Annotated in this window: 18 protein-coding genes; 14 read left to right on the top strand and 4 right to left on the bottom strand. The window is 45.6% G+C overall.

Features of this window, described 5'->3' with window-relative positions; genetic code table 11:
• Positions 1–120: 120 nt before the first annotated feature.
• The gene (locus tag AB4585_RS14145; protein WP_017066206.1) at positions 121–591 is read right to left on the bottom strand and encodes a TIGR02444 family protein; all 471 of its coding nucleotides are present in this window, start codon (positions 589–591) and stop codon (positions 121–123) included.
• Complete coding sequence (locus AB4585_RS14140) at positions 588–2,510, bottom strand: ABC transporter ATP-binding protein (RefSeq protein WP_017061112.1); 1,923 nt, start codon at positions 2,508–2,510, stop codon at positions 588–590. The genes AB4585_RS14145 and AB4585_RS14140 overlap by 4 nt, the downstream gene beginning before the upstream one ends.
• A gap of 174 nt (positions 2,511–2,684) precedes the next feature.
• Here AB4585_RS14140 and kefG point away from each other — a divergent pair, with 174 nt between their 5' ends.
• The 5 genes from kefG (at position 2,685) to AB4585_RS14115 (ending at position 7,277) form a co-directional block, all read left to right on the top strand.
• Positions 2,685–3,269 (top strand): glutathione-regulated potassium-efflux system ancillary protein KefG, encoded by a 585-nt coding sequence (gene kefG / locus AB4585_RS14135; RefSeq protein ID WP_017071307.1) that lies wholly within the window; start codon positions 2,685–2,687, stop codon positions 3,267–3,269.
• A complete protein-coding gene (gene kefB / locus AB4585_RS14130) occupies positions 3,256–5,052 on the top strand; it encodes a glutathione-regulated potassium-efflux system protein KefB (RefSeq protein WP_017068828.1) in 1,797 nt (598 codons plus the stop codon). Before kefG ends, kefB begins: the two co-directional genes overlap by 14 nt.
• Positions 5,053–5,208: 156 nt before the next feature.
• The gene (locus tag AB4585_RS14125; RefSeq protein WP_019825339.1) at positions 5,209–5,409 is read left to right on the top strand and encodes a YheV family putative zinc ribbon protein; all 201 of its coding nucleotides are present in this window, start codon (positions 5,209–5,211) and stop codon (positions 5,407–5,409) included.
• Between the two features lie 94 nt (positions 5,410–5,503).
• The gene (gene slyD / locus AB4585_RS14120; RefSeq protein WP_017061108.1) at positions 5,504–6,094 is read left to right on the top strand and encodes a peptidylprolyl isomerase; all 591 of its coding nucleotides are present in this window, start codon (positions 5,504–5,506) and stop codon (positions 6,092–6,094) included.
• A gap of 217 nt (positions 6,095–6,311) precedes the next feature.
• Positions 6,312–7,277 (top strand): isoaspartyl peptidase/L-asparaginase family protein, encoded by a 966-nt coding sequence (locus AB4585_RS14115; RefSeq protein WP_017061107.1) that lies wholly within the window; start codon positions 6,312–6,314, stop codon positions 7,275–7,277.
• Between the two features lie 180 nt (positions 7,278–7,457).
• On the opposite strand, the gene AB4585_RS14110 is transcribed toward AB4585_RS14115, so the two are convergent.
• Together AB4585_RS14110 and AB4585_RS14105 are read right to left on the bottom strand one after the other, a co-directional pair.
• Positions 7,458–7,685, bottom strand: a complete 228-nt coding sequence (locus AB4585_RS14110) for a SlyX family protein (RefSeq protein WP_009848930.1) — start codon at positions 7,683–7,685, stop codon at positions 7,458–7,460.
• Between the two features lie 5 nt (positions 7,686–7,690).
• Complete coding sequence (locus AB4585_RS14105) at positions 7,691–8,668, bottom strand: WD40 repeat domain-containing protein (RefSeq protein ID WP_372170120.1); 978 nt, start codon at positions 8,666–8,668, stop codon at positions 7,691–7,693.
• Positions 8,669–8,799: 131 nt separating this feature from the next.
• Between AB4585_RS14105 and fkpA the strand changes: the two genes are divergently transcribed.
• The 9 genes from fkpA to tuf form a co-directional block, all read left to right on the top strand.
• Entirely contained in the window at positions 8,800–9,576 is a 777-nt protein-coding gene (gene fkpA, locus AB4585_RS14100; RefSeq protein WP_017068826.1) for an FKBP-type peptidyl-prolyl cis-trans isomerase, read from the top strand.
• A 205-nt stretch (positions 9,577–9,781) separates the two neighbouring features.
• Positions 9,782–10,507: a transcriptional regulator gene (locus AB4585_RS14095; protein WP_004729851.1), complete on the top strand. Its 726-nt coding sequence runs from the start codon at positions 9,782–9,784 to the stop codon at positions 10,505–10,507.
• On the top strand, positions 10,501–10,890 hold the full coding sequence (gene tusD, locus AB4585_RS14090; protein ID WP_017063709.1) for a sulfurtransferase complex subunit TusD: 390 nt from the start codon (positions 10,501–10,503) through the stop codon (positions 10,888–10,890). Before AB4585_RS14095 ends, tusD begins: the two co-directional genes overlap by 7 nt.
• Positions 10,887–11,243 (top strand): sulfurtransferase complex subunit TusC, encoded by a 357-nt coding sequence (tusC, locus tag AB4585_RS14085; RefSeq protein WP_017063710.1) that lies wholly within the window; start codon positions 10,887–10,889, stop codon positions 11,241–11,243. The genes tusD and tusC overlap by 4 nt, the downstream gene beginning before the upstream one ends.
• An 8-nt stretch (positions 11,244–11,251) precedes the next feature.
• Positions 11,252–11,527 (top strand): sulfurtransferase complex subunit TusB, encoded by a 276-nt coding sequence (tusB, locus tag AB4585_RS14080; RefSeq protein WP_017063711.1) that lies wholly within the window; start codon positions 11,252–11,254, stop codon positions 11,525–11,527.
• Positions 11,528–11,709: 182 nt separating this feature from the next.
• A complete protein-coding gene (rpsL, locus tag AB4585_RS14075) occupies positions 11,710–12,084 on the top strand; it encodes a 30S ribosomal protein S12 (protein ID WP_004737194.1) in 375 nt (124 codons plus the stop codon).
• A gap of 107 nt (positions 12,085–12,191) precedes the next feature.
• Complete coding sequence (gene rpsG, locus AB4585_RS14070; protein ID WP_010435163.1) at positions 12,192–12,662, top strand: 30S ribosomal protein S7; 471 nt, start codon at positions 12,192–12,194, stop codon at positions 12,660–12,662.
• A 166-nt stretch (positions 12,663–12,828) separates the two neighbouring features.
• Positions 12,829–14,925, top strand: coding sequence for an elongation factor G (gene fusA, locus AB4585_RS14065; RefSeq protein ID WP_017061101.1), 2,097 nt, complete (start codon positions 12,829–12,831; stop codon positions 14,923–14,925).
• Between the two features lie 147 nt (positions 14,926–15,072).
• A partial coding sequence (tuf, locus tag AB4585_RS14060) for an elongation factor Tu (RefSeq protein WP_136977515.1) occupies positions 15,073–16,094 on the top strand: 1,022 nt, incomplete at its 3' end.

Here is a 16,094-nt window from a genome sequence, read left to right as displayed (position 1 = left end):
TTCTCGGCATAAGCGCAAGGCTTCACTTATACGAGATACAAAAACAGACTATGGGTAACCGTTTGAATAATATCAAGGTTAAGCTTGGATCTTGATTGAATAAAAGGGAAAGAGAACGAGCTAGGGCTGTGGTGCTGGTTCAGAAAAAGCGTCGCAGAGGTTTTCAGCCCCTAATAAACGACAGTACTGAAAAGTGAGCGGTGATTGCTGGTTAGCGTACAGTTGTAGGGAGTTTATACAGTCGACCAGATCGGACTGTTGTTGCTTTTCAAGCTGTAACTCAAACTTTAGCGCTTCACGGTATAGAGAGTCGACAACGTGTGCTTTGAGATGTTTACGTAGCTCTCGATAGCTATGAAGCAGGGTTTCAGAGCGGCTTAAACACTGTTGAACTTTATGCCACTCTTCTTCAGCAAAAGACAATTGCTGCTCATCAAGCCATTTGAGAAGCAGCAGTAGATTGACGTTGCCGTGGAACTGGTTTTGCAAAGCTAAGCACGCATCCTTTACACCGCGCACACTGTAATACTGAAGGCTAAATTGCCATAGTCGTTCCAGTGTTAGTGATATTGGGGCGTGCTCTGGGCTCATAAGCTATCCATATCCTGTTCCATCTGCTCAAGCTCTTCTTGAGTGGACATCCAATCCATTTCAACTTCTTCTAGCTGTGACTTACTGCTCGCTTGGAGAGCGAGTACTTTATTCAGTTTAGCCTTATTTTCAGCTTCATACAGTGAAGTGTCGGATAATTCTTGTTCGGCTTCTTCAAGAGCCTGCGTTAATTTATCCATCTGCTTTTCAAATTGAGTGAGCTTTTTACGAAGTGGTGCCGTCAGTTTACGGAACTCGGCTTCTTTTCGTTTCTGCTCTTTTTTCGCTGCTGCACTGTTGGCGCCGTCTTTTGCTGGTGCCAATGCTTGTGCTTCTTTGCGCTCAACTTTCTGCTGTTCGGTTAGCCACTTGTAGTAATCGCTTAAGTCACCATCAAACGGTGCGACTTGGCGGTCGTGTACAAGGTATAAATCATCGGTAGTCGCACGCAGTAGGTAACGGTCGTGCGATACGATAACCATTGCGCCTTCAAATGTCTGCAGGGCAAAAGTCAGCGCTTGACGCATGTCGAGATCCAAGTGGTTGGTTGGTTCATCGAGTAGCAACAGGTTTGGTTTTTGCCATACCAGTAGCGCCAGAACTAAACGCGCTTTTTCACCACCTGAGAAGGGTGCTACTTTATCAAGTGCTTTTTCACCTTGGAAACCGAAGCTACCTAGGTAATCACGCAATTGTTGCTCGGTGTGTTTAGGGGCAATCTGCATCATGTGCTGCAGCGGTGTTTCTTCTGGGTGCAACGTTTCTAACTGGTGCTGTGCAAAGTAACCAATCTTAACGCCTTGCGAATAACTCAGTTCACCGCCTTGCTGTTTCAGTTCGCCAGAAAGCAGTTTAATCAGTGTTGATTTACCAGCGCCATTTCGGCCAAGCAAACCAATACGACTGCCCGGTACTAGGTTCAAGCGAATCTTTTCTAGAATCAGATTGTCATCATAGCCCGCTGATACTTCATCCATCATCATGATTGGGTTTGGTAGTGCGTCTGGTTCTCTAAATTCAAAGCTGAATGGATTATCAAACTGAGCAGGCAGCACTTGTTCCATTTTCTCTAGCGCTTTAATACGGCTTTGCGCTTGGCGAGCCTTTGAAGCTTTGTAACGGAAACGGTCAATGTAACTCTGCATGTGAGACATCTGTTTCTGCTGCTTTTGGTACATCGCTTGTTGCAGAATCAGTTTTTGCGCTCGTTGGGTTTCGAACGATGAGTAGTTACCCGTGTACTCATTGAGCTGTTGGTTTTCAACGTGCACGATGCGGTTGACGATAGGGTCTAAGAAGTCTCTATCGTGCGAGATAAGCACTAGCGTGCCAGGGTAGCTTTGTAACCAACGCTCGAGCCACATTACTGCGTCTAAATCCAAGTGGTTGGTAGGCTCATCGAGTAGCAGTAGGTCACTGCGACACAGTAGGGCTTGCGCTAGGTTCAAACGCATACGCCAACCACCTGAGAATTGAGTCAGGTTCCATGTCATTTGTTCTTGGCTAAAGCCTAGGCCATCCAGTAACTCGGCAGCACGTGCCTTTATGCTGTAACCACCAATGGTTTCAATCTTGCCGTGGATCTCTGCTACCAATGTGCCATTGTCGGCTTGTTCAGCTTTCTCTAGTTGATCTTCAAGGCCGCGGTATTCACGGTCACCATCAATCACGTATTCAATTGCTGTTCTTTCTAATGCAGGGGTTTCTTGAGCAACCCAAGCCATTTCCCAATGGGCAGGTTTGCTGAATGAGCCCGCATCAATAGACAGTTCGTCCTTAATTAAGGCGAATAGCGTAGATTTACCACAGCCGTTTTTACCAACCAAACCGATCTTGTCGCCAGGGTGAAAAGTCGCAGATGCTTGGTCGAGGAGTGGCTTACCGCCGCGTAGCAATTGAATATCAGAGAAAGTAATCATAATTGAAATAGCATAGAAATTAGAGGTGAACAGACGCCTGCATAGTAGGCTGAAACCAGATAAAAGTCGATCACAATGCAATTTGCGTTATGATGCCAATAACATATTAATAACTTTTGCTTAAATTCTTGTGGCCTTGCCACCGTTTAGCCCTCAAAGGAATGTTTCAAAGGAATGAGTAATACTCCCTCGACAGACAAAGTCGTGCCAAAGGTGTTGATCATCTACGCGCACCCAGAGCCGCAAACCTCTATTGCTAATCAGATGATGGTTAAGAAGGTAGAGTCGCTCGGTCATGTCAAAGTTCATGATCTCTACGCCATCTACCCAGACTTCTTTATCGATGTGCCTTATGAGCATGAATTGCTCCTTCAATACGATGTGATCGTGTTTCAGCATCCTCTGTTTATGTATTCCTGCCCTTCATTGTTAAAAGAGTGGTTTGATCGCGTGTTAGGCAAGGGCTTTGCGTTTGGTGAGCAAAGTGCACTTAAGGGTAAGCATTGGCGCAGTGTTATCACCACGGGTGGTAAAGAAGAGGCGTTTGGTGCTGCAGGCTATAATAAGTATCCCTTACAAGAGATCTTGCAACCGTTTGAGCTAACTGCCGCTTTGTGCCAGATGCACTGGATGTCACCTTTAGTTTTACATTGGGCTAGAAATGTCTCGGATATGACGCGTTACCAACACGCTGAAGAATATCGAAATTGGTTGCGAGATCCGCTACAAGATATAGGAGCGAATGATGGCTCTGACTAATGATTTCCTACAAAGTAGCGCTATATTTTTAGCGGCGGCTGTGGTTGCGGTTCCTATCGCGCAGCGAGCAGGCTTAGGTTCAGTATTAGGTTACTTATTAGCGGGTGTCGCTATTGGTCCATGGGGGCTTGGCCTAATCAGTGACGTAGAGGCCATTCTACATTTCTCAGAGTTCGGGGTGGTGCTGCTGCTCTTCCTTATTGGTTTAGAGCTTAACCCCAAAAAACTGTGGCAGATGCGGGCGCCTATTCTCGGCTTAGGGGGGGCGCAAGTGTTGATCACCACCTTGATTATTACCGCCATCGCCTGTCTATTTGGATTAACCTGGCAAACCAGTCTCGTGATAGGTATGGGTTTGGCGCTGTCTTCGACTGCGATTGCCTTGCGTGTTATTGAAGAGCGAGAGCTCGGCGGCAAAGAAGCCGGGCAGTCGGGCTTTGCAGTACTGCTTTTCCAAGATATCGCTGTTATTCCAATGCTAGCAATGTTGCCTCTACTTGCGGGTAATACCGGCGGTAGCTGGGCTGACATGCTGTGGATGCTGGGTGGCGTGATTGGCCTACTGGTCGGTGGCCACTTCTTGTTGAGACCACTTTTCCGATACGTAGTGATGAGTGGTGTGCGTGAGTTATTCACCGTCGCGGCGCTGTTACTTGTGATTGGTATTGCTGTGATCATGCAACGGATTGGCTTGTCGATGGCATTAGGTACCTTCCTAGCGGGCGTACTTCTGGCTGAAAGTGAATATCGACACGAGCTTGAGATCGCGATTGATCCATTCAAAGGTTTACTGCTTGGTCTGTTCTTTATCTCTGTGGGTATGGCGGTAAACCTAGGTCTACTGGCAGAAAGCCCATTCGCAATACTTATTGCAGTGTCGTCGCTAGTCGTATTGAAAGGTTTGGTGCTGTATGCGCTGGCTCGTATCTTCGGCACTCAAGCTAAAGCACGCAGCCGAATGGCGATGATCCTTAGCCAAGGTGGTGAGTTCGCTTTCGTTATTTTTACTGCGGCGAGTGCTCAAGGCATCTTAAGTGGCGAACAAGTGTCGTTCTTACTGGTGGTTGTGAGCCTTTCTATGGTGACCACGCCATTGATGCTTAAACTGCAAGACCGATTCTTTGCACGTCAGCTTAATCAAATCAGTGAAAGTGCGATGTCTTCGGATGTGGTTGATCGCAGCCCTCGAGTGATTATTGCGGGCTTTGGTCGTTTTGGTCAGATCATTGGTCGTCTGATGTATGCCAACAAGATTCGTATCACTGTCCTTGAAAGTGATGCCAGCCAAATACACATCCTTAGAAAGTTCGGCTACAAGGTGTTTTACGGAGACTCGACTCACCTAGAGCTATTACGCGCAGCCGGTGCTGATAAAGCAGAGGCGATTGTGTTGTGTACTGACTCCCCAGATGAAATCATGAAAACCGTCGATTTATGTAAGCAGCACTTCCCACGCTTAAAGATCTTGGCGCGTGCACGAAGCCGTGTTGAAGCGTATCAACTACTTAACCACGGTGTGAGTAACTATTCGCGTGAAACCTTCCTTGGAGCATTGGATTTAGGTCGTCAAACATTGACTGAACTTGGCATGCATCCATATAAAGCGAAGCGAGCAGAAGCACACTTTAGAAAGTTGGATAATGGTATGCTGAAAGAGTTGCTGCCTCAGCATAACGAAGATGCCGAGTTAGCCCAAAGAGCGAAAGAGGCTCGTAAAGAACTTGAAGAGATCTTTGGACACGAGATGGAAAACGATCACCAATCTCGAAACTATTGGCAGTAGCTTGAAGTGATAACTCATGCTTGAGCTTAGAAATAGAGCTTGGGCATAGAAATAACAGACTATAGAACTAACCTAATAATAAACGCGGTCTCTGCTTAACTTATCAATAAAGTGAGTGGGAAGAACCGCGAATCCAGAGTAGTAAAGGATATGAACGTGAAACAGAAAAAACGCTTTATCGCAGGGGCAAGCTGCCCAAGTTGCAGTACTCAAGACACACTCCGTTGGTGGATTGAAAATAATATCGAGCTGGTGGAATGTGTCGATTGTGACTTCACAGAACAGCGTAAACCGAAAACTGTAGAGAAATCTGAACACGCGAATCAAGAAATGATCGGTATTTTTAAGCCAGAATGATTGAGTTTCGTTAATTGATCCCCATAATATCCCAGTACAGAATTTTTCCTAAGCTCAACTGTTCGAGCTTAGTCCAAACCTCCTTGGAGCTCTCATGAAAATTGAAAAGAACGTAGTAGTTAGTGTTGCATATCAAGTGAAACTTGAAGATGGCGTAGTAGTTGACCAATCAACTGCAGAAGCTCCACTAGATTACCTTCACGGTCACAACAACCTAATTACAGGTCTTGAAAAAGAGCTTGAAGGCAAAGTAGCTGGCGACAAGTTCTCTGCAACTGTTACTCCAGAAGACGCATACGGCGAACACAACGACGCACTAGTTCAACGTGTTCCTGCTGACGTATTCCAAGGTGTTGAGCAAATCGAAGTTGGCATGCGTTTCCTAGCGGATACTGACCAAGGTCCAATCCCAGTTGAAGTTACTGAAGTAGATGGCGACGAAGTTGTTGTTGATGGTAACCACATGCTAGCTGGCCAAACTCTAACGTTTGACGTTGAAGTTGTAGCGGTTCGTGAAGCGACTGAAGAAGAAGTTCAACACGGTCACGTACACCAAGAAGGCGGCTGTGGCGGTCACGACCACGATCATGACCACGAAGGCGGTTGCTGTGGTGGCGAAGGCCATGACCACGGTGAAGAGAAAAAAGACGGCTGCTGCGGCGGCGGTAGCTGTGGTTCTCACTAATACCGAATTAACGGTTTAGTTTAAGAATCTTGAAAGCCTCCCTTGTGGAGGCTTTTTGCGTTTAGGAGTCTCGCTTTTTGACCTCGCTTTTCTCTACCAAACTAAGTGTCCGCAAATCTAAGCATTCGTAAAAGTTTGGTTTTCGTTATCAGACATCGAACCATGGATGTGGTATTGATAGCACAACATTATAAGACGACGTCAGTGGAGAGTTTGTATGTCACAGCCTTTTTCAATTGCCATTCATGGTGGTGCAGGAACCATCTTGCGCGAGCAAATGAGCTATGAATTAAAAGCGGGTATTACCGAGGCTTTGGAAAAATCGGTTTTGGCTGGTTATCAAATATTGCAATCGGGTGGTGATGCTCTGGATGCGGTAGTGGCATCGGTTAAGGTGATGGAAGACAGCCCGCACTTTAATGCCGGTAGGGGCTCTGTTTTAACGCATGATGAATTTGTTGAGATGGACGCTTCTGTGATGCATGGCCGCGAAATGGATGCAGGTGCTATTGCAGGCGTTCGCCATATCAAAAACCCAATTGAGCTTGCACGTGATGTGATGCGGAAAAGCGACCATGTGTTGCTGATTGGTGAAGGTGCCGAGAAGTTTGCGTTTGAGCATGACTACACCTTTACCGAGCAAGACTACTTCTTTACTGAGCGCCGCTATGACCAACTTCAGTCGATGAAAGAGAAAGGCATCTTTGCTCTGTCTGAAGCGAAATATGATGAACAGCAAGCTGAGAAATACCCTGACGATAAAAAGTACGGCACGGTTGGTGCGGTCGCATTAGACCAAGCGGGTAACTTAGCGGCAGCAACCAGTACCGGTGGCGTGACCAATAAGAAATACGGTCGTGTGGGTGACTCTCCGATCATTGGTGCAGGAACCATCGCTGAAAATGGCAATGTTGCCGTCTCAACAACCGGGATGGGTGAGTTCTTCCTACGTAAAATGGTCGCCAGTGATGTCGCAGCACGAATGCGTTATCTGAAAGAAGATGTGCACACCGCTTGTGAAACGATCATTCAAGGTGAATTGAAAACCATGGGTGGAGAAGGTGGCTTGATCGCTATCGATGGCCAAGGCGATATACATTTTGGTATGAACAGCTCAGGAATGTATCGTGCAAGCGTTGATACTCAAGGTCGTGTTGAAGTGAAGATTTATGCCGACGACTAAGTTGGTATCGGCTTAATTGGCTTTAGCTTATTCACTGAGATGAAATAAACAAAAGGGCGACAGATAAGTATCTGTCGCCCTTTTAGTTTTCTATGTCCCGTCCTGAAATGTGTTTACACATTGAGGACGAGAAACTAACGATATGCGTCGTTAGATTTAATTGGTTATTTTGAACCGCACTTAATAGTGTGGAGGTGGCGTCTCTTCTGATGCGTCAGCTAGATTAGAGCCATCCATATTTTTTACTTTGCCAACCACGAACTTCATCTGATCTTGCATTCTCGTGATTAACATTTGTTGTTGGCTAAGCGCTTCATTGAGTTCTTCAATGGTCTGTTCTTGGAAAGCTAGCTGACACTCTAGGTCATTTACGCGGCTTTCTAGTTGTTCAACTCGCTTTTCTGTCATCGTTCTTAATCCACATTCCAAGCTTGGGCAATGCCCGCAGAGGTGCCCGATATCACACGGTTCTTATCATCAAAGGCTGCATCATACACTACCGCACGAGGAGGGCGAGCATCTTTTAGTGGCTCAGCATCGTGGCGAGAAATTCGTTTGCCATCCTGAGTATTCCACACACTCACTTGGCTGGATGGCGTGCCCGTCACCAACATGCTGCCGTCATCAGAAAAACGAGCACTCGAAAAAATCAACTGTCGAGACCAGCTTTGCAATTGCGCTTGAGGTTCGCCCGTTTCAAGATCCCAAATCATCGCTTGATTGCCGCCATCAGAGGTAAAAGCCAGCTCGCCATCGCGTTGTAGCGTGACTCGTACTACTCTTTGTTCATGCTCAAAGGTGCGTAATACCAAGCCTGACTCGGTATCCCACAGGTAGGCTTTATAGTCGTTGCCACCTGATAATGCGTAGCGACCATTGGAAGAAAGGGAAACAGAATTAACTTTTTCTCGGTGAGCAAGGAACTCAAGACGGCGTCCGGTGACTAAGTCCACATAGATCGCTTTGCCATTAGACAGGCCAAGCAATACTTTTTCACCATTGCTAGAGATATCGACATCGCGAATTAAGCCATCGGAGATAGACCAAAGCCCTTGTGCTTGAGTCCAAGAGAGGTCCCAAACGGCGAAGTTCATCTGGCTTGCGGTAATGGCAAAGCGGCCATTGTCCGAGATACGGATACGCGATACTTGGTTTTCTAATTGATCTTGTGGGCCGAGTTGAGCTAACTCTTTGTTTTCGGCAAGGTCCCAAAGCAATAGTTGTTTTTTCTGAGAGTAGAGCAGGGCGAAGCGTCCATCTCTGCTAAGGGCAAAGCTGGTGGCACCATTGGGTTCAATTTCCCAACGTTGCTCATCATCTTGGAAGAAAAAACATCCATTTAACAAGGCGATGACAATTGTACATAGCAATGAGTGGAAAAATATTCGCATCACATCTAATAATCCGGTTTGTGTCGAAAGACATATGACTAGTATATTGTTATAACTAACGTATTCACACCAATCTAATCATTAGATTTGTGCACAATAACCAATGGCTTGGCCATTAATTGGAGAATTCAATGAAATCAGTTTTAAAAGTATCACTGCTTGCCGCAACGGTTATGCTAGCAGTTGGTTGTCAGAAAGAAGAACCAAAGGCAGAAGCTCCACAGGTTGAAGAAGTTAAAGTTGAAGCAGTAAACTTTAAAACAGAAGACGACAAAGCGGCATACGCAATCGGCGTATCTTTCGCTAACTACCTAAGCACAAGCATTGATAAGCCAAGCGAGCTAGGTATTAACCTAGACAAAGATATGGTTCTTCAAGGTATCGAAGACGTATTCGCAGAGAAAACTGCACTGAACGAAGAAGAAACTCGCGCAGCTCTTGAAGCTCTAGACAAGCGTGTTGCTGAAACTATGCAAGCACAAGCGGCAGAGAAATCAGCTGAAACTAAGAAAGCAGGTGATGACTTCCGCGCTGAGTTCGCAAAGACTGAAGGCGTAGAGCAAACTGAATCTGGCCTACTTTACCAAGTAATGACAGCTGGCGAAGGCGCTTCTCCAAAAGACACTGATACTGTTCAAGTTCACTACAAAGGTACGCTAACAGACGGTACTCAGTTCGACAGCTCTTACGACCGTGGTGAACCAGCAACATTCCCACTTAACCGCGTAATCCCAGGCTGGACTGAAGGCGTACAACTGATGCAAGTTGGTTCTAAGTACAAGTTCGTTATCCCGCCAGAGCTAGCATACGGTGAGCAAGACACACCGACTATCCCTGCTAACTCAACGCTAGTATTCGAAGTAGAACTACTAAACATCGATAACGCTGAAGCAGCTCCTGCACAGTAATATCGGTTAAAAGCCTCGTACTAAAATACGTTGATTGAATAAAAAGCCTAACTTTGAGTTAGGCTTTTTTTATGATTTGAAGATGAGTATTTGATTTTTAAACTTGTTCTAAATCACTAGTTGCAATGTTAGCTAGGTGTGCAATTAAAATTTTCTGATAAACTTACATAAATTTGTTGATTTTTCACACGAAGGTAAGGAATAAGTGACTACTACAGAAACAGTCAATGCAGATGTGTTACTTGAAATGGAATCAGTCCACGTTATGCCATTCAGTGAACACGATAAAATCATTCTAAGATCTTATGAGGCCGTTGTTGACGGTATTGCGAGCCTTATTGGTCCGTTTTGTGAAATCGTTTTGCACTCTTTAGAAGACCTCAATACTTCTGCGATTAAAATTGCCAACGGCGAAAATACAGGTCGTCAGGTTGGCTCGCCGATCACCGATCTTGCATTGAAGATGCTAAAAGATATTGAAGGTTCTAAGCGTAACTTCTCACGTTCATACTTCACTCGCGCTAAAGGCGGAGTGTTGATGAAGTCGATCACGGTTGCTATCCGCAACGGTGAAGACCGAGTGATTGGCCTACTGTGTATTAACGTGAATCTAGACGCGCCATTCTCACAAGTGCTGCAATCGTTCATGCCTACACAAGACGCAGACGAAGCCGCATCATCGGTTAACTTCGCTAGTGACGTTGAAGAACTTGTCGACCAAACGGTTGAACGCACCATTGAAGAAATTAACGCTGACAAATCGGTATCGAACAATACTAAGAACCGTCAGATCGTGATGGAGCTGTACGACAAAGGTATTTTCGATATTAAAGACGCGATCAACCGCGTTGCTGAGCGACTGAACATCTCTAAGCACACCGTGTACCTATACATCCGCCAACGTAAAACAGAGGATGAAGAGGGTTGCTAAGCTATACACTCCTAGTGAATGGGCCAGTCTATGGCTCACAGTCAGCAAGAAGTGCCTACCAGTTTGCCGTGGCTCTGATTAAACAGGGCCACAAACTTCACAGTGTGTTCTTCTATCAAGATGGCGTCAGTAACGGCTCAGACCTTACCGTACCGGCTAACGATGAATTTGATTTAGCTTCTGCTTGGCAAAAGCTGGCTGATGAACACGATGTTAGCCTTGAAACCTGTGTGGCAGCTGCGCTAAGACGCGGAGTGATTAGCTCTGAAGAAGCAGAGCAACATCAACTAAGTGCCTCTAACCTAGCCACTGGATTTACTCAAGCCGGATTAGGGAGCTTATCGGAAGCGCTACTAACGCAAGATAGGGTTGTGCAGTTTTGAGAAAGTTAGCCTTTATATTTAACAGTTTCCCTCATACGACCGCTGCGGGTAGAGAAGGGTTAGACGCCCTGCTTGCTGCGTCCGCATATAGTGAAGACATTGCCGTGTTCTTTGTTGGCGATGGCGTGACACAGCTTCTCAAAGCGCAGCAGCCCGACGAAACACTATCGCGTGACTACATCTCTGCATTCAAACTTATGGACCTGTACGACATCGAACAGGTGTATGTGTGTCAGCGTAGTCTGAGTCAGTTTGGTCTTTCAGCAGACAACCTGCTGATCGATGTGACCACCGTTGAAGCCGACGAGTTAACGCAGAAGTTAGCTCAGTGCCAACAGATACTGACTTTCTAGGGGACGCTATGCTTCATATTGTAAAATCAGTCGACAAACTTAAACTCGCATTGACCTATTCTCAGCCACAAGATCAGTATCTTTTGGTGGAAGATGCGGTGTATGTTTGCCTTCCCAATCATGAGTTATTCACTCAAATCTGCGCAGTAGAGCAGGTGTCGGTGTTAAAACCAGATCTCGATAGCCGAGGTTTACAACTACTTGTCTCAAGTACCATTGATCAAGTTGACTTCGATGGCTTCGTTAAACTGACGGTTTTGAACGACAAATCAGTCACTTGGTAGCTGTGTTTTATCAGTTTGGTTAAAAGTAGACCATCCTGAGCTCTAGACGGCTAAAAAAGATCTGTATATTTCTTGACACACCTCCCACTGCTGAATAGAATTTTGCGTCCCTAATTACGACTTGTGATTAGGGATAGATTTTTCACAAAGCTTACTTTCAAGTAAATTTCAGGAGCTAGTTAATGGCAACTATTAACCAGTTGGTTCGCAAACCTCGTGTAAAGCAAGTTGTTAAAAGCAACGTGCCTGCACTAGAAGCGTGCCCACAAAAACGTGGTGTATGTACTCGTGTTTACACTACTACACCTAAAAAACCTAACTCGGCACTACGTAAAGTATGTCGTGTACGTCTAACTAACGGTTTCGAAGTAACTTCGTACATCGGCGGTGAAGGCCACAACCTACAAGAGCACAGTGTTGTACTAATCCGTGGCGGTCGTGTAAAAGACCTTCCGGGTGTTCGTTACCACACTGTTCGCGGCGCACTTGACTGTGCTGGCGTTAACGACCGTAAACAAGGTCGTTCTAAGTACGGTGTGAAACGTCCTAAGTCTTAATTGATTCTCTTTTTTAAAAAGAAATCGTTAAGTAAGGCCAAACACTATTTTATTTATTATTCTGAAAAGTTTTGGAAAAAACCTGAAGAAGACAACGGAGAATATCCATGCCACGTCGTCGCGTAATAGGTCAGCGTAAGATCCTTCCAGATCCTAAGTTCAAATCTGAATTGCTGGCAAAATTCGTTAACATCCTTATGGTTGACGGAAAGAAATCTACTGCAGAAAAAATCGTTTACACTGCACTAGATTCAATGGCTGAGAAGTCTGGTAAAGACCACTTAGCTGTATTTGAAGAAGCTCTTGAAAATGTTCGCCCAGCGGTAGAAGTTAAATCTCGCCGTGTAGGTGGTTCAACTTACCAAGTACCTGTAGAAGTTCGTCCGGTTCGCCGTAACGCTCTTGCTATGCGTTGGGTAGTTGAAGCTGCGCGTAAGCGTGGTGAAAAATCTATGGCTCAACGCCTAGCTGCTGAAATGCTAGACGCGTCTGAGAACAAAGGTACTGCGGTTAAGAAACGTGAAGACGTTCACCGCATGGCTGACGCAAACAAAGCGTTCGCACATTACCGTTGGTAATACCTTTTTAGTGCTGCAAGGTTCCTTGCAGCACTTCTTTAGTTCCTATGCTTATGCTAGGAACTATTGCTATTTCTAGGGCAAGCAATTTTTAGCGAAGCATCGCTTTTAACGCCTAATCTAGACATAGCAATAGTCCCTAAGTCTCTAATAAGAGGATTCAACCGTGGCTCGTAAAACTCCTATAGAGCAATACCGTAATATCGGTATCGTTGCTCACGTAGATGCAGGTAAAACAACCACAAGTGAACGTATTCTGTTCTATACCGGTCTTTCTCACAAAATCGGCGAAGTTCACGATGGTGCAGCAACCATGGACTGGATGGAGCAAGAGCAAGAGCGCGGTATTACGATCACTTCAGCAGCAACCACTACGTTTTGGCGTGGTATGGAAGCTCAGTTCTCGGACCACCGTATTAACATCATCGACACTCCTGGACACGTTGACTTCACAATCGAAGTAGAACGTTCTCTGCGTGTGCTTGATGGTGCAGTTGTTGTGTTCTGTGGCTCATCTGGTGTTGAACCTCAGTCAGAGACAGTATGGCGTCAAGCTGATAAGTACCAAGTTCCACGTATGGTTTTCGTTAATAAAATGGACCGTACCGGCGCTGACTTCTTGCGCGTAGTTGAACAGATCAAGGACCGCTTAGGCGCAACTCCTGTTCCAATTCAACTGAACATTGGTGCTGAAGAAAACTTCCAAGGCGTTGTCGATCTTATCAAGATGAAGGCAATTAACTGGAATGAAGCTGACCAAGGCATGACTTTCACGTACGAAGATATTCCTGCAGACATGCAAGAAATGGCTGAAGAATATCGTACAGAACTTGTTGAAGCTGCTGCAGAAGCAAATGAAGAGCTGATGGATAAGTACCTTGAAGAAGGTGAACTAACAGAAGCTGAAATCAAACAAGGTCTTCGTACTCGTACCCTTAATAATGAAATCGTACTTGCTACTTGTGGTAGTGCATTCAAAAACAAAGGTGTACAAGCTGTTCTAGATGCAGTTGTTGATTTCCTTCCTTCTCCAGTCGATGTACCTGCAATTAAAGGTATCGATGAAGATGAGAACGAAGCAGAGCGTCACGCAGACGACAAAGAACCGTTCTCAGCGCTAGCATTTAAGATTGCAACAGACCCATTCGTTGGTACTTTAACTTTCATCCGTGTTTACTCTGGTGTTGTTGAAAGCGGTAAAACAGCTTATAACTCTGTGAAGAAACAACGTGAACGCTTAGGTCGCATTGTTCAAATGCACTCAAACAAGCGTGAAGAAGTAAAAGAAGTACGAGCAGGTGACATCGCAGCCATCATTGGCCTGAAAGATGTGACTACTGGTGAAACCCTTTGTGACCAGAACCATAAGATTGTTCTTGAGCGCATGGAGTTCCCAGATCCAGTTATTCAGATCGTTGTAGAGCCAAGCTCTCAAGCTGATCAAGACAAAATGACTATCGCTCTAGGTAAACTAGCAGCGGAAGACCCATCGTTCCGCGTTGATATGGATGCGGAAACTGGCCAGACTCTGATTTCTGGTATGGGTGAACTACACTTAGATATCATCGTTGACCGTATGAAGCGCGAATTTAGCGTGAACTGCAACGTTGGTAACCCGCAAGTGGCTTACCGTGAGACTATTCGTGGTACAGCGAAAGCGGAAGGTAAATTTATCCGTGAACATGGTGGTAAAGGTCAGTACGGTCACGTATGGCTGAAACTAGAACCATCAGAAGCTGGCGAAGGCTTTGTCTTTGTGGATGAAATTGCCAATGGTATCGTACCGAAAGAGTTTATCGCTTCAGTTGCTAAAGGCGTTGAAGAGCAGATGAACAATGGTGTGCTTGCTGGCTATCCAGTTTTGGATATCAAAGCTACACTATATGATGGTTCTTACCATGAAACAGATTCAAGTGAGATGGCGTTTACAATCGCTGCCTCTATGGCTTTCAGAACGGGTGCACTTGAAGCGCAACCGGTTCTGCTTGAGCCTATGATGAAAGTTGAAGTAACTACTCCAGAAGACTGGATGGGTGACGTTGTTGGCGATATTAACCGTCGTCGCGGCATCATCGAAGGTATGGACGAGGGGACAGCTGGCCTGAAGATAATTCGTGCACAAGTTCCGTTGTCTGTCATGTTCGGTTACGCAACTGATTTACGTTCTGCGACACAAGGTCGTGCTTCTTACTCTATGGAGTTTAGTGAGTACGCTGAAGTGCCTAACAATGTTGCAAAAGCAATCATTGCAGAGCGTGGTTAAACAAAAGGAAGGCATTTTTTTTCATTTTTTGAAAGAACAATGCGTCCAAATATTGCGCTAACGAGAGTTGGCGCATAAAATAGCAATTTCTGGCGCGTCTCGCTCAATAATGAACGTGGCGAATCATAACTAGGAAGGAACACGATTGTGTCTAAAGAAAAATTTGAACGTACGAAACCGCACGTAAACGTTGGTACTATCGGCCACGTTGACCACGGTAAAACAACTCTAACTGCTGCTATCTGTACTACTCTTGCAAAAGTATACGGCGGTGTTGCTAAAGATTTCGCATCTATCGATAACGCTCCAGAAGAGCGTGAGCGCGGTATCACAATCGCAACTTCTCACGTTGAGTACGACACTCCAGCACGTCACTACGCACACGTAGACTGTCCAGGACACGCGGATTATGTTAAAAACATGATCACTGGTGCTGCACAAATGGACGGCGGTATCCTAGTTGTTGCTGCGACTGACGGCCCTATGCCTCAAACTCGTGAGCACATCCTACTTGGTCGTCAAGTTGGTATCCCTTACATCATCGTATTCATGAACAAATGTGACATGGTAGATGACGAAGAGCTACTTGAGCTAGTTGAGATGGAAGTTCGTGAACTTCTTTCTGAATACGACTTCCCAGGTGATGACCTACCAGTTATCCAAGGTTCTGCACTTGGCGCACTAAACGGCGAGAAGCAGTGGGAAGACAAGATCGTTGAGCTTGCAGAAGCACTAGATTCTTACATTCCTGAGCCAGAGCGTGCAGTTGACCAACCGTTCCTACTACCAATTGAAGATGTATTCTCAATTCAAGGTCGTGGTACTGTTGTAACTGGTCGTATCGAGCGCGGTATCCTACGTGTAGGTGACGAAGTAGAAATCGTTGGTATCAAAGAGACTACTCTTACTACTTGTACTGGTGTTGAAATGTTCCGTAAACTGCTTGACGAAGGTCGTGCAGGTGAGAACGTTGGTGCACTTCTACGTGGTACTAAGCGTGATGACGTTGAACGTGGTCAAGTACTTTCTGCGAAAGGTTCTATCAACCCACACACTAAGTTTGAGTCTGAAGTATACGTACTTTCTAAAGACGAAGGCGGCCGTCACACTCCTTTCTTCAAAGGTTACCGTCCACAGTTCTACTTCCGTACAACTGACGTAACAGGCGA

Origin of the sequence: Vibrio sp. 10N.222.49.C9, assembly GCF_041474985.1 — a bacterium.
GTDB classification, from domain to species: Bacteria; Pseudomonadota; Gammaproteobacteria; order Enterobacterales; family Vibrionaceae; genus Vibrio; species Vibrio crassostreae_C.
Note: the sequence above shows the minus strand (reverse complement) of the source record. Positions and strands in the feature narration are given on the sequence as shown.